This window comes from Granulicella aggregans (assembly GCF_025685565.1).
GTDB lineage: Bacteria > Acidobacteriota > Terriglobia > Terriglobales > Acidobacteriaceae > Edaphobacter > Edaphobacter aggregans_B.
The window spans coordinates 667,865-689,241 of sequence record NZ_JAGSYE010000002.1 but is presented as its reverse complement, the minus strand read 5'-3'; the positions used below and the strand labels follow the sequence as shown (position 1 = coordinate 689,241).

Below are 21,377 nucleotides of genomic sequence, written 5' to 3'. Positions count from 1 at the left end.
AATGCAGAAGAGGCAGCCTTCGGGCTGCCTCTTCTCTTATTAGCTCAACCCGCGAACTCTTCGGGCCAAAGGCCCGATCTACCCGTCATTCTCCTAGCATGATCCGCTGAATATGCGTCGCCCGCCCGGTCGCGCCGTCGCACTCTATCAGCGCCGCGCACATCTTCGCGTTGCCTTTAGCTGCCTCGAACTTGCCCGGCATGCCGGTGAGGAACTTCGCCAGAATAAGCTCCTTCTCCACGCCGATTACGGAGTCATACGGCCCCGACATGCCCACGTCCGTCTGGTAAGCCGTCCCGTTGTGCAGAATGCGGTTGTCGGCCGTTGGGATGTGCGTATGCGTTCCCAGCACGGCTGTCACGCGGCCATCGAGATACCATCCCAGCGCCACCTTCTCCGATGTCGCCTCGCCGTGGAAGTCCAGCAGGATGACCTTGGCGGTTATCTTCGAGAGCAGCTCATCGGCCTTACGGAAGGGGTCGTCGCAGGACGACATAAAGACGCGGCCCTGCAGGTTGATGACGGCGTACTCCTGGCCCGTCGGCAGCTCGCCCTGGTAGTAGCCGAAGCCCGGCGTGCCGACCGCGTAGTTGGCCGGCCGCAGCACGCGGCGGCCGCGCACATGCGAGTCCGCGGGGACGGCCATGTACTCGAAGATCTCGCGCTTGTCCCAGATGTGGTTGCCGGTGGTGATGACATGCGCGCCCATGTCGAAGAACTCTTCGGCCAGCGACGGCGTGATGCCGAAGCCGCCGGCGGAGTTCTCGCCGTTGATGACCAGCAGGTCGACGGCGTTGGTTTCCAGGACGTGGGGGAGGTGTTCGCGGACGATATGGCGGCCGGCTGATCCGAAGACGTCGCCGACAAAGAGGATATTCACTTCGAAATGCTAGCAGAGCGTGTGATAGCTTGCTTTGCATGGCAATGAATGGACGTTTCGATTTGGGGCTGCGTGTCCTGGCACTGTTGGCGGCTGAACCTGAGGCAATGCACACCTCGCAGGCGATTGCGGACGAGTTGAACGAGAGCGCGGTGATGGTGCGGCGTGTGTTTCTTCAACTGCATGAAGCGGGCTTCATCGTGCAGCGCAAGGGGCCCAGCGGCGGAGCGAAGTTGAAGGTGGCAGCGAAGGAGATCGGCATCGGCGATGTGTTCGCGGCGACGGCAGGGGAGTGGCTCGGCGTCGAGGACAAGGCGCTGGCCTCGTTGATGAAGAAGACGGCATCGCACGCGGTGGCCGCGATGAACGAGACCACGCTGGCGCAGGTAGTGAAGCGGATGAAGAAAGGGTAGGTTTGTTCCTCTGCGTGCGATGGCCCGCAAAAAAAACGCTAGCCTCGGCCGGTATAAGTTGTTTGCAATGTGCGACTTAAAAAATTGCAGAGGTCAAAGTCCTCATAATAAAAGGCTTATACCCTAAAGTCGTCATTCTTATACGGTTAGCAGATTCGTCCGGATGAGTGCCCGCAGCTGAAATTTTCTTTTCGCAGCATAAGTTAAGGATAGCAGGTGGGCACTATCCTTTGGGCAAGTTTTTGGCTTTTAGAATGAGGGAGATACGGGGAAAATGGCTTGACAGGTCGGGTGAGTCCTCGGTCGATGCGAGTGAATCCCGTCATCCTGAGCGTAGCATCTCGCGGTTGTATCGCGAGAAGCGGAGTCGAAGGATCCCGACGCTGTTTGTACCTGCCAGTACCGCTCGAACCTCTCAGCCACATTCAAGTACGTGGCTGAAAGGTCCGAGCGGCATGGGTGGTGTGAACTTTATCGGGGTCCTTTGACTTCGGCGCTACGCGCCTCCGCTCAGGATGACGGAGTCTCTGGCTTGGAATCAGCGCTATTGGTCTTCGCCTGGGGCCGCATGAGCGGGAAGAGGATCACGTCGCGGATAGAGCGGCTGCCGGTGAGAATCATGGTAAGGCGGTCGATGCCGATGCCCTCGCCGCCGGTGGGCGGGAGGCCGTAGCCGAGGGCGCGGACGTAGTCTTCTTCCATGCCGTGGGCCTCGTCGTCGCCGCGTTCTTTCTCGGCCATCTGGGCTTCGAAGCGGCGGCGCTGCTCGTCGGGGTCGTTCAGCTCGGAGAAGGCGTTGCCCACTTCGAAGCCGCCGATGTAGAACTCGAAGCGCTCCACCCAGTCGGGCTCGTTGGGCTTCTGCTTGGAGAGCGGAGAGACGGCTAGAGGGAAGTCGTAGATGATCGTGGGTTGGACGAGATGGGACTCGGCGACGGTCTCGAAGACTTCTGCGATGACCTTGCCAAGTGGGTCGCCAACGGAGAGATTTGATTTTGACAAGTTCAGGGCGTTGATTATCCGGTCTAGCTCGGTTCTCCGCTCTGCGACCTCGCAGCTATATCCCGTATTCACAACCATGTCGAGAAGGCTGTACAAAGATTCCCTAGTATCGAAGGTACTGATTATCGGCTGTTGAGCGAACTCCGTCGGGAAGAAACGAATGATGGCATCCCGCATCGACAGCTTGGTCCATTTGTCGAGATCGATTTCGTTCCCATTGAAGTGACAATTGGTCGTCCCGTTCACTTCCATCGCCACGAACTTCACCAGCTCTTCCGTCAAATTCATCAGGTCGTGGTAGTTCGCATACGCCTGGTAGAACTCGAGCATGGTGAACTCGGGGTTGTGCTGCGTGCTGACGCCTTCGTTGCGGAAGTTACGGTTGATCTCGTAGACGCGGTCCATGCCGCCGACCACCAGCCGCTTCAGGTAAAGCTCCGGCGCGATGCGCAGGAAGAGATCCATATCCAGCGTGTTGTGGTGGGTCGTGAAAGGGCGCGCCGCGGCTCCGCCGGCGATGGAGTGCATCATCGGTGTCTCGACTTCGAGGTAACCGCGTGAGTCGAAGAAGGTGCGGAGGGCGCGGAGGATGGCGGCTCGCTTGACGAAGACCTCGCGGACGTTGGGTGGGCCTTCGGGCTGGACCTGTGGCGCTTCTCCCACATCTGGCGATGAGGCCGCCAGATATGGGGCACCCGGTTCCGTGGCGGCTCCCGGTTCTGTTGACGGAGCCGGGGCGGGGGCGGTCTTCGGGGTGTTGCCGGTGTTCATGAAGAGATCAACGTAACGCTGGCGGTAGCGCAGCTCCGTGTCTTCGAGACCGTGGTACTTGTCCGGCAGCGCGAGCATCGCCTTGGTCAGGAACGTCAGTTCCGCGACGTGGATGGTCAGCTCGCCAGTGCGGGTGCGGAAGAGGTGGCCGCGAACGCCGATGTGGTCGCCCAGGTCGAGCAGCTTGTAGATGGCGAATGACGTCTCGCCAACGTCGTCCTTGCGAACGTAGATCTGCAGGCGGCGGCCGCTCTGCTGCAACTGCGCGAACCCGGCCTTGCCCTGGACGCGAATGGCCATGATGCGGCCGGCGATGGAGACCTCGATCTTCTTGCCGGCGGCGATGTCGGCCTCGAACTGCTCGGAGGTGATGGCGTCGTAGGCGGCCCAGATCTCGGGCACGGTCGTCGTGGCGGCGTAGCTGTTGGGGTAGCTGGGCTGGCCCAATTCGGCGATCTGCTTCAGCTTGTCGCGGCGCAGTTGGTAGAGGTCTTCCTCAAACTTCGATTCGTACACAGGTGTCCCTTTGGAGGCTGGCGTGGAGGCCAGACACTTCAGTATAACGAGGTGCTGCATCCCGGCAGGGCCAACGGCGATGCCGCCATGATGTAATGAAAAGCTATGGCAAGTGAAGAGAAGAAGCGCGGGCTGGGCGAGGTGGTCAAGGCCGAGTCGATGATTCAGTTGGCGATTGCGCTGCCTGCTGGATGCCTGATCGGCTGGCTGGCAGGCGGATGGGCAGACCGGCACTTCCATCAGCACTGGATCGGGATTCTGGGGATTCTGCTGGGGGCGGTCGCTGGCTTTATCCAGATCTTCCGCACGGCTTCGAAGTTTTTGAGTGATGGGCGGTAGCGCGGTATTTGGCGCACTAAGACCCACTCATCGCGATAATGCCGCGATGAATGGGGCACATGCACATGTTCCACGGCGCAGAAGGACAAATGCAAATGCGGGGGTCTCTCCACTCCGCTTCGCTCCGGTCGAGATGACGCTTCATAGTGGGTTGGGGATATTGGGACGATGAAGGCTTTTGACGAATTTACCGACGCCGACTTTCGCCGGACCGTGATCGGAGCGATCCGGCTGCTGGCGATCCTGACGGCGGTCGGAGCAGTGCTGCTCTGGCTGAAGCTGGGCTGGCAGAGTGCCGCGCTACTGCTGGTCGGCGCGTTGATCTCTGGCTCGGGATTGTGGGAGTGGCTGCGCCTGATGACAGCCGTGATGGCCCAGATGGATGCCGAGCCGGGAGGAACCGGGAAAGCCAAGCCTATGGGCCGTGTTTTGTTGGGTTTCTTCCTGCGGCTGGGGCTTACCGTCGTGCTTCTGTATGGTAGCCTTAAGGTTCTACACGGTTCAGTGTTCGCGCTCGCGGCTGGCCTTGGTCTGGGAGTGTTTTGTCTCTCGATCGAGGGCATCCGGCTGATGAAGGCCTGGACGGTGTAGTCAGAATTCAGCTCAAAAGAAACTACTTATGCCGAAACAGCTACTGCTGACCAAGTTTTTGAACTCGCTCTTCGCCGGACCGGTCGACTCGCTCCTGGCTGCGCTGCATATTCACGTGCTTCACCCGAAGGCCCCGATCACGAACGCCGTGGCTATGGAGCTGCTCGTAACGGCCTTCCTGCTGCTGTACTTCATCGCGGTGCGTGTCTCGCTGAGCGTTGAGAAGCCCGGCGCGGTGCAGCATCTCGCCGAGATGACCAGCGAGTTTGTCGCCGACCAGAGCGAATCGATCGTCGGCCATGGTTATGAGAAGTTCACGGCCTACCTGACCACGCTCTTCCTGTTCATCCTGCTGGCGAACCTGCTCGGCCTGATCCCCGGCCTCGAGTCGCCCACAGCGAACGCGGTCGTGCCGCTCGGCTTCGCGCTCTGCACCTTTCTCTACTACCACTACCATGGCATCCGGGCGAACGGAGCGGGCTACATCAAGCAGTTCCTGGGGCCGGTGTGGTGGCTCTATCCGCTGATGCTGCCCATCGAGATCATCTCGCACCTGGCGCGCGTCCTCTCGCTCACCGTCCGTCTCTACGCGAACATGCTGGCGGGTGATCTCGTAACACTGGCGTTCTTCTCGCTGGTGCCGATCGGCGTGCCGCTGATCTTTCTCGGTCTGCACCTTGGTGTGGCTGTCGTTCAGGCTTATGTCTTCTTCCTGCTGGCGACGATCTATCTCTCGCTGGCTGTCTCACACGATCACTAGAGATCGTGCAAACAAGTTTCGCCGTGGAGAGTGGCTCCCACTCCGCGGGATTGCAACAGCGCCGCATAGCGTGAGGGTGCCAGCACGGTGAGCATCAACCACCCACTGGCGGCGTACATTCTGGGAGCAGGAGCAACACAATGAAGAACACGTTCATGGTTTTCAAGTACGTCTTTATGTCGTTGGCTGCGTTGCTCATCGCATCGCCGGCCTTTGCGCAGGGAACTGCGACAGGTGGATTCAACTCGGTTCCGCTGGCTGCCGGGCTCGGCATGGCGCTCGCATCGGGCCTCTGCGGTCTCGGTCAGGGTAAGGCGACTGCTTCGGCTACCGAAGCTCTCGCACGTAACCCCGGCGCCCGTCCCGGAATCTTCATCTTCCTGATTCTCGGTCTCGCCTTCATCGAGTCCCTCGCTCTCTTCACCTTCGTTATCATCTACCTCAAGGCTGTCTAGTCTGCGGCCTTCGGGCCAAGGTAAAAAAGAAAAAGGCGCTCCAGTCGGAGCGCCTTTTCTGTTTTCAATCTGGGGAAGTGATTTCGGAATTACTTGGTGAAGATCGTGCTTGAGGGGATCCTCTCTTCATTGCTAATGATGCGATTATTGCCGCGTTTCGCCGCTTCCATGCCAATGTGATCCAAGCGCTTCTGCTCGGAGTCACCTACCTCGGTAGCAACGGTGTCCTGTTCGATTGCCTCGTGCGACGGGCGTGCTGCGGATTTCGTTGAATCAAGTCCCTGTGCCATGAAAAGCACCTCCATGCTTGTCTCTGTGATGTAGGAGGCCACTTCGAGGTTGTCGGACATCGAACAATCATCGAACAATCGCCCTTTAACCGAAGCTGCTATTTCTCGGCCACAATGTCGATCTTGTGGATCTTTGGCGGTTCGGAAAAGAGGTCGGCTGCCTTGGCCATCAATGCTTTCGCGATGTCGCCGTTCAGGTGAGCCTCGCGGCCTGCCTCATCTTCAAACGTATCGAAGATGCCATACGCTCCATCATCTTCCTTCAGGGCGTACCAGGTGACGGTGCCTTTTTCCTGCTTTGCCATCTCCGCGCCCTGCTTCAGAAAGGCCTCAACCTCGGCTTCTTTGCCGGGCTTGGCCTTCAACTCTCCGTATAGTGCGAAACGAACCATTGGCTTCCTCCTATTGCTTCACGATAAGACGCATCCTGTTGCGGGGTAGTTACATTGGGAACGACATTTGGTTTCGCTTCACTCCCGAATTGAACCACCGGTTTTGCTTCATAACGATGGCTGCGATAGCCTGTCTAAGTGGAGATTTACCGCTCAATGATCCTTCGCTCGTTCGCGCTGATGGCGCTTCTTGGCCCAGCCGCCTATTGTTCTCCCGTTCTGGCGCAAGCTCCGGCCTCGCAGACCCCGCCCCCGGCACCTGCTACCACCCAATCGGCGCCCGCGGCCGCCTCGCAGGACCTGCCCGACGCTCCCAGCACGGTGAGCCACGCCAAGGCACCACCGGTGCCGACCGGGCCGACGGTCGTGATCGATTCGACCATGGGGCGAATGACCTGCAAGCTCTTTGACAAGATCGCCCCTGTGGCCTCGGCGAATTTTATTGGTTTAGCTGAAGGTTCGAAGGACTGGGAAGATCAGACGACCCACAAGAAGGTCCATCACCAGCCGTTTTACAACGGCGTCACGTTCCACCGCGTCATTCCGGGATTCATGATCCAGGGTGGCGATCGGCTAGGAACCGGCATGGGCGATGCAGGCTACTACTTCGACAACGAGACCGACCCGTCGTTGACCTTCGACGTCGCGGGACGCCTAGCCATGGCGAACGCGGGCCAGGGAACGGATGGCCATGGAACCAATGGTTCTCAGTTCTTCATCACCGAGGTCCCGTATCCCGACCTGAACGGCGGCTACACCATCTTCGGCCAGTGCGATGAACACAGCGTGCTGGTTGTGGCCTCCATTGCGCGCGTCGATCGCGACGCGCAGGACAAACCCCGCGAGCCAGTCATCATCAATAAAGTGACGATCGTGCGCGAAGGCCAGCCCATGCCGCCGCTGCCTGCAGCCGCACCTGCGGCAACGCCAAAATTGCCCGCGGCTACATCTAACTAGTTTTGCGCTCATCCTGCGATTCAGCGGGAGCGCCCTTTTTACCGATCCATTAACCTGCAAGGAGAAGATTCACAATGCCTACCAAGCCCGGCGTATACGCCACATTCAAGACATCGGAAGGAACGATCGTTTGCGAGCTGTTCGAGGCGGACGCACCGCAGACGGTTGCAAACTTTATCGGTCTCGCCGAGGGAACCAAGGAGTGGAACAGCCGCTCCAAGAAGGGTGACAAGCTCTACGACGGCACCATCTTCCATCGCGTGATCCCGAACTTCATGATCCAGGGCGGCGACCCCGAAGGCACCGGCATGGGCGGTCCTGGCTACAAGTTTGCGGACGAGACCAAGGGCTCGAAGCACGGCTTCCAGCAGAAGGGCAAGCTGGCCATGGCGAACGCCGGCCCGAATACCAACGGATCGCAGTTCTTCATCACCGTCGCAGACACCAGCTGGCTGACCGGCAAGCACACCATCTTCGGCGAAGTCGTTGAAGGCTACGACATCGTCGAGAAGATCTCCAAGGTAGCCAAGGACGGCATGGACCGTCCGAAGACGCCCGTGGTACTCGAGAGTGTCACGATCGAGCGCGTAGCCTAACGCCGTCTGTCGCATGTCATACATGGCCGGAGAGAGAGTTCGGAGAGGTCTTTAGGAACTTTCCGAACCCTTCTCCGGCCATTGCTGAGACCATTTATAGTGCAAGCGTAGCCGGCGAGTCCGCACCCCGTATACCGGAGATCCGACACCATGCAGCTTGCATCCCTGAAGCTCCCAAAGACCTGGGTCAATGTATTTTTTTTCTACGCGTCTGCGTTGACCTTAATCAATGGACTGATCGTCATTCGCGTCTCCCGCAACTGGACGCTTTCGAACTGGCTGGTGAACTACGAAGGCGGCTTCATCCGCCGCGGGCTTCCTGGGCAGGTTGCATACGTTCTCAGCCGCGTGACCCATCTATCGCCGGTCGTGTACGTCGTAGTCTTCTACCTTCTTTGCTACGTCATCATCTTCTGGTCGGCACGTTTCTTCGTCCTCGCGTCCTCTTTGAACCTCTGGGTGCTGGCACTGCTGCTCTCTCCCGCAACGTTCTCCTATCAATTTCTGCACCCGCGTTCGGGCTACAACAAAGAGATCATCCACATCGCGGCGCTCGCCCTGTTCCTCCTTCTGCTCAAGAAGGGGAAGCTGTCGTCTACCGGCGTCGTACTCTACCTGACCGCGGCGATTCTGATTGGCACGCTCTCGCACGAAGGCAACATCTTCTACGCTCCTTACTTCTTCGCGGCGCTGATGTTCAGCGGTCGCAGCTTCAGGGAAGCGGCGAAGGCGTGCGCGTTGCCTGCTCTGGTGGGTGTCGTAGCTACGTACTTCTGCTCCAAACATATCGGCAACGAGCAGATCGTCACCCAGATATGCTCCTCTATCGGATACAAATTCGAAGTGCCGAACAGCACGGAGATCTGCGCCAACGGAGCTATGGTCTATCTCGTCCGCTCCCGCGACTTCGCACGCGCAGAGACAATTATGTTCATCCACAGATATGGTTACTGGAAGGTCTTCCCGTTCTTCGCGGCGCTGGCGCTGGTTCCGACCCTTGGAGAGAGCCTTGTCCTGGCCCGTGCTCGCTTCTCGCGCGACCTTATCGTGCTCTGGACCTCAGTGTTCGTCTCTTTCCTAGGCACGCTCGTGCTCTTCTACTTCGCCGTCGACTGGGGACGCTGGATCTACATTCACGTCATCAGCATCGCGTTTCTGTTGCTTTATCTGGACGTACAGCGTGTCGAACGCGACGGTCCTGACGCTCCCGCGTCGGAGATCCCAATGGGGCGCAGGATCATCGGCTGGGCCTTCCTCTTCGCTTACGCCGCGTTCTGGATTCTGCCCACGGGTGCCGAACCCATTCGTCTAGGCTACGTAGGCCGGCTGAAATATGTGACGCACTACTCCAACAAGGCGGCCTCCGAACAGCGTGGCCAGCCTGATTAAACAAGAATGGGCCGGCTATGGAGCCGGCCCTCTCGCGTAGGTCTATGCTTCGGAGTCTTACAGAACGTCGATCACGGTGCAGAGCTCCTTCACCGAATCAGCAGACTTCTGCAGCGCGGCTTGCTCTTCAGCCGTCAGCTTGATTTCGATGATCTGCTCAAGGCCCTTCGCTCCCAGCTTGCAAGGCACGCCGACATAGAGTCCGGAGATGCCGTACTCGCCTTGGAGATAGGCGGCGCAGGGAAGGATCTTTTTCTTGTCCTTGAGGATGGCTTCGACCATCTCGACCGCAGCCGCAGAAGGCGCATAGTAAGCAGACCCAGTCTTCAGGTGCTTCACAATCTCCGCGCCACCATTGGCTGTGCGGCTCTCAAGCTCCTTCAAGCGATCGGGCGCAATCAACTCTGTGATCGGAATGCCAGCGACGGTCGAGTAGCGCGAGAGCGGCACCATGGTGTCGCCGTGGCCGCCAAGGACGAAGGCTGTGACATTCTCGACCGAGACGTTCAGCTCCGTAGCGATAAACGTACGGAAGCGGGCTGAGTCGAGCACGCCCGCCATGCCTATAACGCGCTCGCGCGGGAAGCCGGAGTGCTTGAACGCAGCCTGCGCCATGGCATCCAGCGGGTTCGAGACGACGATGATGATGGTGTCGGGCGACGCGGCTACGACCTGCTTGACGACGCTCGACATGATGCCGGAGTTGGTGTTCAACAAGTCGTCGCGGCTCATGCCCGGCTTGCGGGCGATGCCTGCGGTGATGACGACGATGTCGGAGTTGGCGGTGTCTGCGTAGTCGTTGGTGCCGAGGATACTGCAGTCGCGCTTCTCAATCGGCATGGCCTGCAGAAGATCGAGCGCCTTGCCCTGGGGCACGCCTTCGACGACGTCCAGCAGGACAACATCGGCCAGTTCCTTGGCGGCGATCCAGTGTGCTGCGGTGGCTCCAACATTGCCCGATCCTACGATGGTTACTTTCTTGCGCATTATCTTCTCCGGAAATGACTTACGTTCAATTTTCCGCCTTCAACATGAGGGGTGGCAAATCGGTGTGCGATCACCGGCGCGCGATATAGTTAGATTCCAAGATGACCTTAACCTCCCCTGGTGTCCCAAAATCGGCATATTACGTTGCGCTAGATGGATTGCGGGCCGTGGCTGTCATTATGGTCTTCTTTCAGCACTACGGCGCAGGCCGAGCATTCCTGTTTGGCTGGGGATGGACCGGCGTCGATATCTTCTTCGTGCTGTCCGGATTTCTCATCACTGGCATCCTCTATGACAGCCAGCACAAAGGCCATCGCTACCGAGACTTCTATGTCCGGCGTACCTTGCGAATCTTCCCGTTGTATTACTTCATCTGGGCAATCGTCCTGCTCGTTGCGCGCTTGGCTCATTGGCAGTGGAATTGGCGCTGGGCACTTTGGCCGGTCTACCTCGGGAACTACGCCCGGTTTTTCTTCCTCCATGTCCCAGGCGATCCGTACCGCTTCGACAAGCTGACATTTGGAGCGCCCGTCAGTTCCTGGTTCGGATACCCGTTTCATCTCTACATAGGCCACTTCTGGTCGCTCTGCGTAGAAGAACAGTTCTACTTGATCTGGCCGCTTATCGTGTATCAGGTACGGAGGCGAGAGACGCTGATCAAGATCTGCTTGGCTGCGGTCATTTTCAGTCCGATTCTTCGAGGCATTCTGAGTGTGACGCTTTCCCCTCAACTCCTCCGCATGGAACTGTTTTATCGAAGCTTGCCCACTCGCCTCGATGCGCTGCTTATTGGTGGTCTTGTCGCGCTCAGTTTGCGCGGCCCGGAAGAGGCCATGGTGCGCCGGTTGAGCCGTCCTTTGCTGCTCATTTCCGCAGCCCTCTTTGTCGCGCTCTATCTCATCGCTACAAAAGCGCTTGCCTTGCCCCTGGACGGCTCAGCTTCGAATTGGATCGGGGTGTTTGGCTTCACGATCATTGACGTCTTCGCTGCCGCACTAATTCTGGAATGCATTCACCCCGGCAGCGCTTTAGGAGCCGCGCTTAGTTGGAGGCCGCTACGCGCCCTGGGCATCATCAGCTATGGCTTCTACGTCTACCACGATCTACTGCACGATGTTTACTCAGAGCTGGCCCACCGAGTCTCAACTGAACACCCGTTTGCGATGACCCTGCTGGTCGCATTCACGGCCACTCTGCTGATTGCGGCACTGAGCTATCGCTTTCTGGAGAGACCTTTACTGAAGCTCAAAGATCGATTCGCAGGTCAGGTACACAGAGCACCGACGGTGTGATCCAGTTCAACGGATAAGCACACGATTTCGACAGCCAACCGCCGACCGGAAGGCAAGTCTACTTAATTTCGATCGTGGGCATGGCAGCTTTCTCAACCGGAGCGAGCGACGTAGTCCCAGCGCGCTGAGCCAGCTGCAAAACCTGTCCTGGAAGGATGCCAAGGATCAGCGTCGCGGCAGCCGCAAGCGTGAGGCCGATGCCAGCAGGCACAGTCGTCGCGGTGAAGGGATGGGCGATGTCCACGCCATCCTCGGTCACGTCTTTGAGCGATTTCGTATAGAGAGCGGCGATCAGGCGGAGATAGTAGAAGCAGGCGAAGCCGCTGTTCGCCAGACCGAGAACGGCGATCCAGATGTGGCCGGCGTTGATGGCGGCCGAGAAGACGTAGAACTTGCCGAAGAATCCGCCGGTGAAGGGAATCCCGATCAGCGAGAGCAGGAAGAAGCTGAGCAGCGCAGCCATGACCGGACGGCGCAGCGCGAGGCCGGTGAAGTCTTCCGCGGTACGCGAGGTCTCGTCGTAGCCTGAGACCTGGGTGATGACGGCGAAGGCACCGACGTTCATCGCCGAATAGGCCGCGATGTAGAAGGCGGCCGAGGCGATCGCGTCCTTAGGGAAGGCGGTGAAGGCTACGAGCAGGTAGCCTGCATGCGCGATGCTCGAGTAAGCCAGCATGCGCTTCACGTCCTTCTGCAGCAGAGCGCCGAGGTTGCCGATGGTCATCGAGAGCACGGCAATGATGCCGATCAGGAGCGCCCAGCGGGGCTCGAAGCCTGGGAAGCCGTCGAAGGTGATACGAAGAAGCACAGCGAAGGCGGCGGCCTTGGGTGCGGTCGACATCAGGCCCACGACCGGGGCGGGAGCGCCCTGGTAGACGTCCGGCGTCCATACATGGAAGGGAGCCGCGGAGACCTTGAAGCCGATACCGATCACAATCATGGCCAGCGCCATGAAGGCCATAGTAGGCGTAGCGGAGGTGCCGAGACCCGCGGCGATGGCCGCGATCGATGTGGAGCCGGTCGCACCGAAGGCCAGCGCGATGCCGTAGAGGAAGAAGGCCGTCGCGAAGCTGCCGAGAAGGAAGTATTTGATGGAGGACTCGGAGCCTGTTGCCTGACCCTTGCGGAAGCCGGCCATGATGTAGGTCGAGATCGAAGAGATCTCGAGGCCGATGAAGACCATCAGCAACTCGACCGAGCAGGTCATCAGCATCATGCCCACGGCGCCGAAGAGCGCGAGCGCAAAGTACTCGCCAGCGTGGGTAGCGTGACCGTCAAAGTAATCCAGCGACCCCAGCAGCGTGACCAGCACAACCGCTGCGATCAGGACATGAAAGAAGACCGAAAAGGCATCGATCTGGATCAAGCCGGAGTAGGCCTGAAGCGTGCCGAACTGAAGCTGATAGAACGCTGCGGCACCTGATGCGATGGTGCCGAGGATTGCGAGCCATCCGAGCGGCTTGCGGCTGGTGCCGGGTTTCAGCACCGGCTCGATCAGCATGACGAGCACGCCAGTGATGGTAAGTATCTCTTCGGGAAGCAGGTCGATTACGTTAGGCGACATTAGTAGCGGGCTCCCTTGTTTGTTTCTGGAGCGGGTTTGCCGAGCGCGGCAGAGGATAGTGTTGGGTCGGCAAACGCGCCGGGCCGGGATGCGGTATCGGCTGGGGTGGCGGGCGATGTGACTGCCGGTTGTTGATTTGTAACCGCGAAGGTATCAATTGCGCGTGTCCAGTAGGGCGATGCCAATCCCATTACAAGGAAGACGGCCATGAGCGGCCAGAGAGCGATGTGCTCGCGCGCATCGATGTCCCATCCGGTGACGGTCTCGCTCTTGATGCCGAGGTCGCCGTAGAAGACGCGCTGGATCATCCAGAGCATGTAGGCAGCGGTAAGGATGACGCCCGATGTCGAGAGGGCCGTCCACCAGAAGCTGCTGCCGTGCAGCAGCGACCACTGCATCGAGCCAGAGAAGACAAGGAACTCGCCGACGAAGCCGTTCAGCATGGGCAGGCCGATGACCGAGAGCGTGGTGATGACGAAGAGGGTCACCATCCACGGGAACTTCGCGGCCAGACCGCCGTACCCGCGCATGTCGTAGGTCTGGTAGCGCTCGTAGAGCAGGCCGAGCAGCATGAAGAAGGCCGCGCCGCCGAGACCCTCGTTGAGGGTCTGGTAGATGCCGCCGTCGAGGCCGGCGATGGTGAAGGTGAAGATGCCCAGCACCGCGACGCTGACGTGGCCGAGCGTGCCGTAGGCGGCTAGGCGTTTCAGGTCTTTCTGAACAAGCGCGATGAGCGCGCCGTAGACGATGCCGATGGCGGCGAGCGCAATCAGCAGCGGAGCGATGCGGTGGCTTTCGTCCGGGAAGATGCCGAAGCTGAAGCGCAGGATGGAGTAAAGGCCTAGCTTGCCGACCAGCACCATGACAGCGGCGGTAGGAGCTTCGGCGACGGCATCAGAAAGCCAGCCGTGCAGCGGGAAGATCGGCACCTTCACAGCGAAGGCGAACAGAAAGGCTAGGGATGCGAGCCAGAGGGCCGGGGAATTGGCCGAGATGCCGTGGACCGCTGCGAGATGCGTCAGTGTAGGCACGTCGAAGGTGCCCGTCTGCACATAAAGCCAGAGGACGGCGACGAGCAGGATGGCCGAGGGGATGAAGGCGTAGAGGAAGTACTTGATCGCTGCTGCGCGACGCTTTTCGGTGCGGCCGAAGGTGGCGATCAGGATGGTCATGGGAACCAGCGTGAGCTCCCAGTATGCGTAGTAGAGGAAGAGGTCGAGAGCGACGAAGACACCGAACATTGCCGTCTGCTGCAGCAGGAAGAGGATGTAGAAGGTCTTCTTGCGCTTGGGGATCGCGTTCCAGCTGATGAGCACGCCAAGAGGCGCGAGAAAGCCGGTGAGCACGATGAGCCAGAGCGAGAGTCCATCGACGCCGAGGTGGTAGCGGATGGCGGGGTTCGAGATCCAGGAGCAATTCTGCTCGAACTGGTAGCCGTGCGCGGCGTAGTTATAGTGTGCGGGCAGATGCAGGGTACAGAGGAAGGTGACGAGGCTGACGGCGAGCGCGCCCCACTGCATCGTCTTGCCTTTGTCCGGCAGCAGCGCGAGAACGACCGCGCCCACGAGTGGGACGAAGGTGATGATCGAAAGGATGGAGTGGTCTAGATTCATAGCGGCAGGTTCATCTTTTCCTTAGTAAAAGCGATTGCTTGAACTTTTTACGTCCCACCCATGCGATGAAGCCGCATGGATGGGGCACCCGGGCGTTACCGAACGTGGATAAAGATCATGAAGACGAGCACGGCGGCCGCGCCAAGCGCGAGCCATCCGGCGTAGGAGCGAATGTTTCCCGACTGTATCTTGCGGGTCAGGCTGCCAAGACCGCGAACTCCGGCTGCGGTGGCGGAGGGAACTCCACTGGCAACGCCACCATCGACGAGACCGGCGAGAAAGAGGCGCGAGAAGACCATGAGCGGTGTGACGATAACCAAGGCGTAGATCTCGTCGACGTAGAACTTGTTCTCGAGCAGAGTGTAGACGGGCTTGAAGCTGGTGGCGAGCTTGGTGGAGGTTCCCGGCTTCACGATGTAGAGGAAGTAGGCTACGAGGAAACCAAGGAAGGCGGTCGCGAGAGATATCCCCGCCAGAATCCATTCCGTACTATGACTGCCTTCGACACTCTCTGCGATACCCGAAGTAAGTACAGGCGCGAGGAAGTGGCCGATCTCGTCATGACCACCAAAGGCCTCCGGGTTGCCGACCCAGCCACCAATGAACGAGAGGATCGCGAGAATGACAAGAGGGAATAGCATGATCCATGGCGACTCGTGAACGCCATGCGAGTGACTGTGGTCATCATGGCTGGCCTCTATTACCAGCTTGGTGTCAGAGTGAGCATGGACGGCGGCACCGTGGTGCTCGAGCGAGCCATGTTCCTCAACGTGTGACTCGCCCCAGAAGGTCTTGAACCAGAGACGGAACATGTAGAACGAAGTGAGACCCGCCGTAACGAGGCCGACTGCCCAGACAAGTTTGCCAACAGGGTTCGTAGAAGTGAAGGCCTGATAGAGAATCTCGTCCTTGGAGTAAAAACCAGCGAAGGGCCAGATTCCCGCGATGGCGATAACTCCCGCCGTCATCGTATAAAACGTGACGGGGATGCGCTTGCGGAGCGCGCCCATCTTGTTCATATCCTGCTCGCCGTTTAGCGCGTGGATCACCGAACCCGCAGCGAGGAAGAGCAGCGCCTTGAAGAAGGCATGGGTCATCAGGTGGAAGATAGCGGCCGAGTACGCTCCAACGCCGCAGGCCAGAAACATGTAGCCGAGCTGCGAGACGGTCGAGTAGGCGAGGACGCGCTTGATGTCCGTCTGCACCAGACCGATCAGCGCCGCGAAGATCGCGGTGGCCGCGCCGATGCAGGCTACGACGGTGAGTGCCACTGGAGAAAGATTGAACAGCACATGGCAGCGCGCGACCATGTAGATCCCGGCCGTAACCATGGTCGCAGCGTGGATGAGCGCGGAGACGGGCGTGGGACCTTCCATCGCGTCCGGCAGCCAGACGTAAAGAGGAATCTGGGCGGACTTACCGGCGGCTCCAACGACGAGCAGGAGGCAGATCGCCGTGATGAATCCGCCTGGCGTCGTTATCAGGGATGCCTTGCTGAATACGGTCGCAAAATCGAGCGAGCCAAAGTGGGCGATGATCAGGAACATCGCAAGCAGGAAGCCGAAGTCGCCAATTCGATTGACGACGAAGGCTTTCTTGCCAGCATTGGCGGCGGAGTCCTTTTTGAAGTAGAAGCCGATCAGCAGGTAGGAGGCGAGACCGACGCCCTCCCAGCCGACAAAGAGCAGAAGAAAGCTCGACGACAGCACCAGCACCAGCATGAAGAACATGAAGAGGTTCAGATAGGCGAAGAAGCGCCAGAAGCCGTCCTCATGCGCCATGTATCCGGCGGAGTAGAGATGGATGAGGAAGCCAACGCCGGTGACGATGGCCAGCATGATCGCGGTGAGGTGATCGACCGTGAAGGCGAAGTTGACGGTGAAGCCGGAGATGCTGATCCAGGGAGCACTGACGATCGAGATCGGCGCTGCACCGGCGAGAACGCCGCTCCAGATCCACGCAACCAGCAGCGCGGGAACGAGCGTAAAGAGCAGGGCGACTCCGGTGACGGCAGCGCGAGGCAGCTTGCGGCCAATGGTCCCGTTGATGAGGAACCCGGCGAAGGGAAGCAGCGGAATCAACCAGAGATACGAAGAGGGCATAGCTTACTTTTTCCTGCCTGTCGGGGCTACGGTTACGACTTCATCAGGTTGATCTGATCCACGTTCAACGTGCTGCGGGTGCGGAAGATGGCGATGATGATGGCGAGGCCGACCGCGGCCTCTGCCGCTGCGACGACCATGACGAAGAAGACGAAGATCTGGCCGTTCACCTGGTGCCACATATGGGCGAAGGCGACAAAGGTCAGGTTCACGGCGTTGAGCATAAGCTCGATCGACATGAAGATGGTGACGACGTTGCGCTTGATCAGGAACGAAGCCACGCCGGTCGAGAACAGGATCGCGGCGAGGATCAGGTACCAGGAGATGGGAACCATCTGTCTACTGCTCCTTCCGTGCGAGAACGACCGCGCCGAGGATTGCGACGAGAATAAGGACCGAGGTGACCTCGAAGGGAAGCAGCAGCTTCGTAAACAGAACCGTGCTGATCTCCGAGATGTTCGAGGTGAGGTTGTTCAGATAGCCACCGATGTTGGCGTTACCAAGCGCCTTGCGTTCCGTCAAAAAGACGAAGGAGAGCAGGCAGAAGATAACCAGAGCTCCGGGAAAGCCGGCGATGTACGCCATGCGGCTGCCGCTGGTGCGTTCTTCTTCGCCCGCATTCAGCAGCATGATGACGAAGACGAAGAGCACCATGATGGCGCCCGAGTAGACGATGACCTGTGCGGCGGCGAGGAACTCCGCCCCAAGCGACCAGTAGAGAACGGCCAGCGACATCATCACGGCGATCAGCGAGAGCGCGCTGTTGATGGGGTGGCGCTGAAAGAGGAAGTTGAGCGCCCCCGCGACCGCGATCAGCCCGAAGATGATGAAGAGTGCCAGTTCCATGTTCGTCCGTCGAATCCTTTTCGCTGAGCCCAGCACGCAGAAGCTGAAGCTCGAACGGTTCCCAGCAGAGGTTGCGGCTATCTGCTGATTGTAAAACAGCTTGCTGCGTGAATCTTAACCGCGCAGCGCTAATACCAGGCTGGTGGCAACGATGTTGGCCATGGCGACGGGAAGAAGGAACTTCCAGCCAAAGTCCATAAGCTGGTCGTAACGGAAGCGCGGAAGCGTGGAACGGACCCAGATGTAGAGAAAGAGGAACGAGAAGATCTTGGCGACGAACCAGAGGATCGGGAAGATCGCTGAGAGGATCGGGCCGCCGAAGTCGTCGGGAAGCAGATGGCCAAGTGGGCTGGACGCTCCGCCGAAGAAGAGCAGCGTGGCGACGCAGCTTACGGTGATCATGTTGGCGTATTCGGCCATGAAGAACATGGCGAACTTCATGGAGCTGTACTCGGTGTGATACCCGGCGACGAGCTCGGATTCGGCTTCTGGAAGGTCGAAGGGCGAGCGGTTGGTCTCGGCATAGGCGGCCATCAGGTAGATGAAGAAGGCGACGAACTGGAATCCGCCAAAGATATTCCAGGAGGCCATGCCGTGCGTCGTCTGGACGTCCACGATGTCACGAAGGCGAAGCGATCCGGCTCGAAGGACGACACCGACCAGCGAGAGGCCAAGCGCGAGCTCGTAGCTGATGACCTGCGCGGTTGCTCGGAGCGAGCCGAGCAGAGCGAATTTGTTGTTCGAGGCCCAGCCAGAGAGCGCGATGCCGTAGACGCCGATCGAGGTGATGCCGAGGATGACCAGCAGGCCCACGTTGACATCGGCGATCTGAAAAAGATCTACGCCCCTTATGCGGGTGAGAGCACCGAACGGAACGACCGCGACCGAGATGAGCGCGCAGGTGAGCGCAATGATCGGCGCGGCGAGAAAGAGCGGCTTCTCGGTCGCCAGCGGTGTCAAATCTTCCTTCAGGAAGAGCTTGATGCCGTCGGCAAGCGGCTGCAGCAGTCCGAAAGGCCCCACGCGGCTAGGTCCCCAGCGATTCTGCATGCGACCGATGACCTTGCGCTCCAACAGCACGGTGTAGGCGACGGCGGTCAGCGTAATGACCAGCACCACCAGCACCTTCACGATCGTGAGCAGGAGGAAGATCTGGAACTCGGAGAGGCTGTCTAGAAGGTGCGTCATCGTATCTCTTTATCTCATCTCTCGAAATCGGTTCAGTCGGCTGCGGTCTGTTCGGCGGCGGCGGTTCGGCTCGCTGCGTTCTGCTGCAGGTCGGCAAGCATGGCGGAGTAGCGGCCCAGTGTACCGGAAGTGAACAGACCATCGTTCGCGGGAAGCACGAGGTCGCGGCGGTTGGTGATCTGGACGAGGTCGCTGGGTGCGGCGGGCGATAGGTGCTGGTCGTTGCCTGAGAGCAGTTGCAGCCGCAGCAGGCTGTAACCCGGGACGAGGCGGTTGATCTCGTCGAGGATCGCCATCGGATCGAACGGGCTAAGGCGCGGCTCGAGGTTGTTCGCAGTCAGCCATACGGCGTGGCGGTCGGCCTCGCCGGACTGAGCTCCGCGGGTCTGTCCCATGTCGGCGCGGAGGCCCTTGCCGAAGGGAACGAGCGCGCGCATGTTCGCGCCCATCTTGTCGGCGATGCGGACGATCATCTCGAAGTCGGTACGGACACCGGCGCGATCGCCAGCCTTATTGACCTGCTGCAAATCGCCGTAGCTGTTGGTGACCGAACCCGACTTCTCGTAGAGATTGGCGGCTGGAAGGATGACGTCGGCGAGCGCGGCGGTCTCAGTAAGGAACATCTCCTGCACGACGACGAAGGTGTTCTTGAGGGCGATGGGGTCGACTCCGTAACGGGCTACCGGGTTCGCTCCAACAACGTACAGTGCCGACAGATCACCACGTCCGGCGGCGTCGAAGATCTCGAGCATGTCGAGACCGGGCTCGGTGGCAATGTTGTATTCGGCTGCAAGATTGCTGCCCGCGGTGATGGGCGTGTAGCCCGGCAGCATGTCCGGCAAAAGACCCATATCGGCTGCGCCGCGCGAGTTGACGTAGTCCGAGAGCAGGGCGAACTTACGGCCTGGGAGCGTCTTGCCGAAGTCGAGAAGCTGCTTCAGATCGCCGCCGCGAAGCTCGGAGCCGATGAGGACGACGACCTCTTGTTCGGCGCGAAGTGCAGCGCGGAAGTCAAAGAGCGCCTGGGAGTCGGTGCCCGGCTGCTTCAGCGAGTCAACCACCGAGTCGTCTCCCGCGATGAAGCTGGCCAACGCGCTATATCCAAACGGAGCGACGTGCAGGAAAGCCTTCGCGTTGCGGCGGAGCTTGATCCCTTCCGTGTTCGCGATGTAGATGCGAGCCTTGTTCAGGCGGACATTCGAGCGCAGGTTCCACGCGGTCAGCGGATTCTGGTTGGTCGGGTCGCCCCCGATGAGGAAGATCGCTGGTGCCTTCTCAACATCGCGCTGCGAGGCGGCCTTGCCAGTGGTTCCGGCAAGCGCCTGCGCGAAGGTGACGTAGTCCGCAGTCCGGTGGTGGTCGATGTTGTTCGTTTGCAGGACCGTGCGTGCAAACTTCTGCAGCAGGTAGGCCTCTTCGTTGGTGAGGCGGTTGCCGCCGACCACGCCGATGCTCTTGCCGCCGCGCGTGTCGCGCAGTTCGCGAAGCTTCTTGCCGACGTGTTCGAGCGCCTGCTCCCACGAGACGGGCAGCAGTACGCCGCTTGAGTTCCGCACCAAGGGCTGCGTGATGCGGTCGGGCGAGTTGGCGAAGTCGAAGGCGTAGCGGCCCTTGTTGCAGAGGAAGTCGCCGTTGATGCCGCTCTTGTCGCGGTTGTCGCCGCGCACGATCTCGGCTCCATCGGAAGTCGAGCGCACGCCGAGAGTCGTCTTGCAGCCATCGCCGCAGTGCGTGCAGACGGTGGCGACGTGGTTCATCTCCCACGGGCGAGTCTTATAGCGATACGTGCCGGAGGTGAGCGCGCCCACGGGGCAGGCGTCGATGCACATGCCGCACTGCTCGCAGTCGACGTGCGGCAGATCGTCAGGAGACATCTGCGCGGGAACGTTCGGAGCGATGACGGAAGAGCTGCCACGATTCTGGATGCCAAGCGCGAAGACGTCCATGCCTTCGCCGCACATCCGCACGCAGCGGTAGCAGAGGATGCAGCGCGGCCGGTCGAAGTAGACGACGGGCGACCACTTCTGCTCTTCGCGGTGGTTCTTCGGCTCCGCGTAGAAGCTGTCCGCCGCGCCGTACTTGAAGGTCATGTCCTGCAGTTCGCACTCGCCACCGGCGTCGCAGACGGGGCAATCGAGCGGATGGTTGCCGAGCAGCAGTTGCAGCGTGGCCTTGCGGGCCTGCGCGATCTCCGGAGTCTCGGTCTGTACGACCATGCCTTCGGCGACCGGCGTGGTGCAGGCGGTCTGCAGCTTCGGCATCTTCTCGATACGTACGACGCACATGCGGCAGGCGGCCTGCAGCGAGAGCCCCGGGTAGTAGCAGAACGCGGGGATCTCGATGCCGGCGGACTTGCAGGCCTCGATTAGTAGAGTGCCCGCGGGGGCGGTGAGCTTGTTTCCGTCAACGGTAAAGGTTACGTCTGGCATAAGTT

At 59.9% G+C, this 21,377-nt stretch carries 21 protein-coding genes; 9 read left to right on the top strand and 12 right to left on the bottom strand.

Annotated elements, in window-relative coordinates; translation table 11 throughout:
- Positions 1-85: 85 nt before the first annotated feature.
- Complete coding sequence (locus OHL18_RS12500) at positions 86-880, bottom strand: TIGR00282 family metallophosphoesterase (protein WP_263375180.1); 795 nt, start codon at positions 878-880, stop codon at positions 86-88.
- Positions 881-924: 44 nt separating this feature from the next.
- Here OHL18_RS12500 and OHL18_RS12495 point away from each other — a divergent pair, with 44 nt between their 5' ends.
- Positions 925-1,293 (top strand): RrF2 family transcriptional regulator, encoded by a 369-nt coding sequence (locus OHL18_RS12495; RefSeq protein WP_263375179.1) that lies wholly within the window; start codon positions 925-927, stop codon positions 1,291-1,293.
- Between the two features lie 510 nt (positions 1,294-1,803).
- Here the strand turns inward: OHL18_RS12495 and OHL18_RS12490 are convergent.
- The gene (locus OHL18_RS12490) at positions 1,804-3,582 is read right to left on the bottom strand and encodes a lysine--tRNA ligase (protein ID WP_263375178.1); all 1,779 of its coding nucleotides are present in this window, start codon (positions 3,580-3,582) and stop codon (positions 1,804-1,806) included.
- A 105-nt stretch (positions 3,583-3,687) separates the two neighbouring features.
- Here OHL18_RS12490 and OHL18_RS12485 point away from each other — a divergent pair, with 105 nt between their 5' ends.
- The 4 genes from OHL18_RS12485 (at position 3,688) to OHL18_RS12470 (ending at position 5,727) form a co-directional block, all read left to right on the top strand.
- Complete coding sequence (locus tag OHL18_RS12485; protein WP_263375177.1) at positions 3,688-3,921, top strand: AtpZ/AtpI family protein; 234 nt, start codon at positions 3,688-3,690, stop codon at positions 3,919-3,921.
- Positions 3,922-4,089: 168 nt separating this feature from the next.
- The gene (locus OHL18_RS12480; protein ID WP_263375176.1) at positions 4,090-4,512 is read left to right on the top strand and encodes a hypothetical protein; all 423 of its coding nucleotides are present in this window, start codon (positions 4,090-4,092) and stop codon (positions 4,510-4,512) included.
- Positions 4,513-4,540: 28 nt separating this feature from the next.
- Entirely contained in the window at positions 4,541-5,272 is a 732-nt protein-coding gene (atpB, locus tag OHL18_RS12475; protein ID WP_263375175.1) for a F0F1 ATP synthase subunit A, read from the top strand.
- A gap of 140 nt (positions 5,273-5,412) precedes the next feature.
- Positions 5,413-5,727: an ATP synthase F0 subunit C gene (locus tag OHL18_RS12470; RefSeq protein ID WP_184219558.1), complete on the top strand. Its 315-nt coding sequence runs from the start codon at positions 5,413-5,415 to the stop codon at positions 5,725-5,727.
- A gap of 89 nt (positions 5,728-5,816) precedes the next feature.
- Here OHL18_RS12470 and OHL18_RS12465 read toward each other — a convergent pair whose 3' ends face one another.
- Together OHL18_RS12465 and OHL18_RS12460 are read right to left on the bottom strand one after the other, a co-directional pair.
- On the bottom strand, positions 5,817-6,077 hold the full coding sequence (locus tag OHL18_RS12465) for a hypothetical protein (RefSeq protein WP_263375174.1): 261 nt from the start codon (positions 6,075-6,077) through the stop codon (positions 5,817-5,819).
- A gap of 38 nt (positions 6,078-6,115) precedes the next feature.
- A complete protein-coding gene (locus OHL18_RS12460) occupies positions 6,116-6,409 on the bottom strand; it encodes a putative quinol monooxygenase (protein WP_263375173.1) in 294 nt (97 codons plus the stop codon).
- Positions 6,410-6,565: 156 nt separating this feature from the next.
- Between OHL18_RS12460 and OHL18_RS12455 the strand changes: the two genes are divergently transcribed.
- From OHL18_RS12455 to OHL18_RS12445, 3 genes are all read left to right on the top strand, one after another.
- Positions 6,566-7,366, top strand: coding sequence for a peptidylprolyl isomerase (locus OHL18_RS12455; protein WP_263375172.1), 801 nt, complete (start codon positions 6,566-6,568; stop codon positions 7,364-7,366).
- A gap of 74 nt (positions 7,367-7,440) precedes the next feature.
- Positions 7,441-7,962 (top strand): peptidylprolyl isomerase, encoded by a 522-nt coding sequence (locus OHL18_RS12450; RefSeq protein ID WP_263375171.1) that lies wholly within the window; start codon positions 7,441-7,443, stop codon positions 7,960-7,962.
- A gap of 150 nt (positions 7,963-8,112) precedes the next feature.
- Positions 8,113-9,351, top strand: a complete 1,239-nt coding sequence (locus tag OHL18_RS12445) for a hypothetical protein (protein WP_263375170.1) — start codon at positions 8,113-8,115, stop codon at positions 9,349-9,351.
- A 57-nt stretch (positions 9,352-9,408) separates the two neighbouring features.
- Here the strand turns inward: OHL18_RS12445 and mdh are convergent, their stop codons facing one another.
- Complete coding sequence (gene mdh / locus OHL18_RS12440) at positions 9,409-10,338, bottom strand: malate dehydrogenase (protein WP_263375169.1); 930 nt, start codon at positions 10,336-10,338, stop codon at positions 9,409-9,411.
- Between the two features lie 101 nt (positions 10,339-10,439).
- Between mdh and OHL18_RS12435 the strand changes: the two genes are divergently transcribed.
- Positions 10,440-11,630 carry an acyltransferase family protein gene (locus OHL18_RS12435; protein ID WP_263375168.1) on the top strand — a complete coding sequence of 397 codons (1,191 nt, stop codon included), beginning with the start codon at positions 10,440-10,442 and terminating at the stop codon, positions 11,628-11,630.
- A gap of 58 nt (positions 11,631-11,688) precedes the next feature.
- Here the strand turns inward: OHL18_RS12435 and OHL18_RS12430 are convergent, their stop codons facing one another.
- The 7 genes from OHL18_RS12430 to OHL18_RS12400 all read right to left on the bottom strand — a co-directional run bounded on the left by OHL18_RS12430 (position 11,689) and on the right by OHL18_RS12400 (position 21,372).
- Positions 11,689-13,194, bottom strand: a complete 1,506-nt coding sequence (locus OHL18_RS12430; protein ID WP_263375167.1) for an NADH-quinone oxidoreductase subunit N — start codon at positions 13,192-13,194, stop codon at positions 11,689-11,691.
- On the bottom strand, positions 13,194-14,807 hold the full coding sequence (locus tag OHL18_RS12425; protein WP_263375166.1) for a complex I subunit 4 family protein: 1,614 nt from the start codon (positions 14,805-14,807) through the stop codon (positions 13,194-13,196). Before OHL18_RS12425 ends, OHL18_RS12430 begins: the two co-directional genes overlap by 1 nt.
- Before the next feature lie 95 nt (positions 14,808-14,902).
- Positions 14,903-16,909: an NADH-quinone oxidoreductase subunit L gene (nuoL, locus tag OHL18_RS12420; protein ID WP_263375165.1), complete on the bottom strand. Its 2,007-nt coding sequence runs from the start codon at positions 16,907-16,909 to the stop codon at positions 14,903-14,905.
- Positions 16,910-16,941: 32 nt separating this feature from the next.
- The gene (gene nuoK, locus OHL18_RS12415) at positions 16,942-17,244 is read right to left on the bottom strand and encodes an NADH-quinone oxidoreductase subunit NuoK (RefSeq protein ID WP_263375164.1); all 303 of its coding nucleotides are present in this window, start codon (positions 17,242-17,244) and stop codon (positions 16,942-16,944) included.
- 4 nt (positions 17,245-17,248) lie between these two features.
- On the bottom strand, positions 17,249-17,755 hold the full coding sequence (locus OHL18_RS12410) for an NADH-quinone oxidoreductase subunit J family protein (RefSeq protein ID WP_263375163.1): 507 nt from the start codon (positions 17,753-17,755) through the stop codon (positions 17,249-17,251).
- Between the two features lie 114 nt (positions 17,756-17,869).
- The gene (nuoH, locus tag OHL18_RS12405; protein ID WP_263375162.1) at positions 17,870-18,943 is read right to left on the bottom strand and encodes an NADH-quinone oxidoreductase subunit NuoH; all 1,074 of its coding nucleotides are present in this window, start codon (positions 18,941-18,943) and stop codon (positions 17,870-17,872) included.
- Positions 18,944-18,975: 32 nt separating this feature from the next.
- Positions 18,976-21,372 carry a molybdopterin-dependent oxidoreductase gene (locus OHL18_RS12400; RefSeq protein WP_263375161.1) on the bottom strand — a complete coding sequence of 799 codons (2,397 nt, stop codon included), beginning with the start codon at positions 21,370-21,372 and terminating at the stop codon, positions 18,976-18,978.
- Positions 21,373-21,377: the final 5 nt, after the last annotated feature.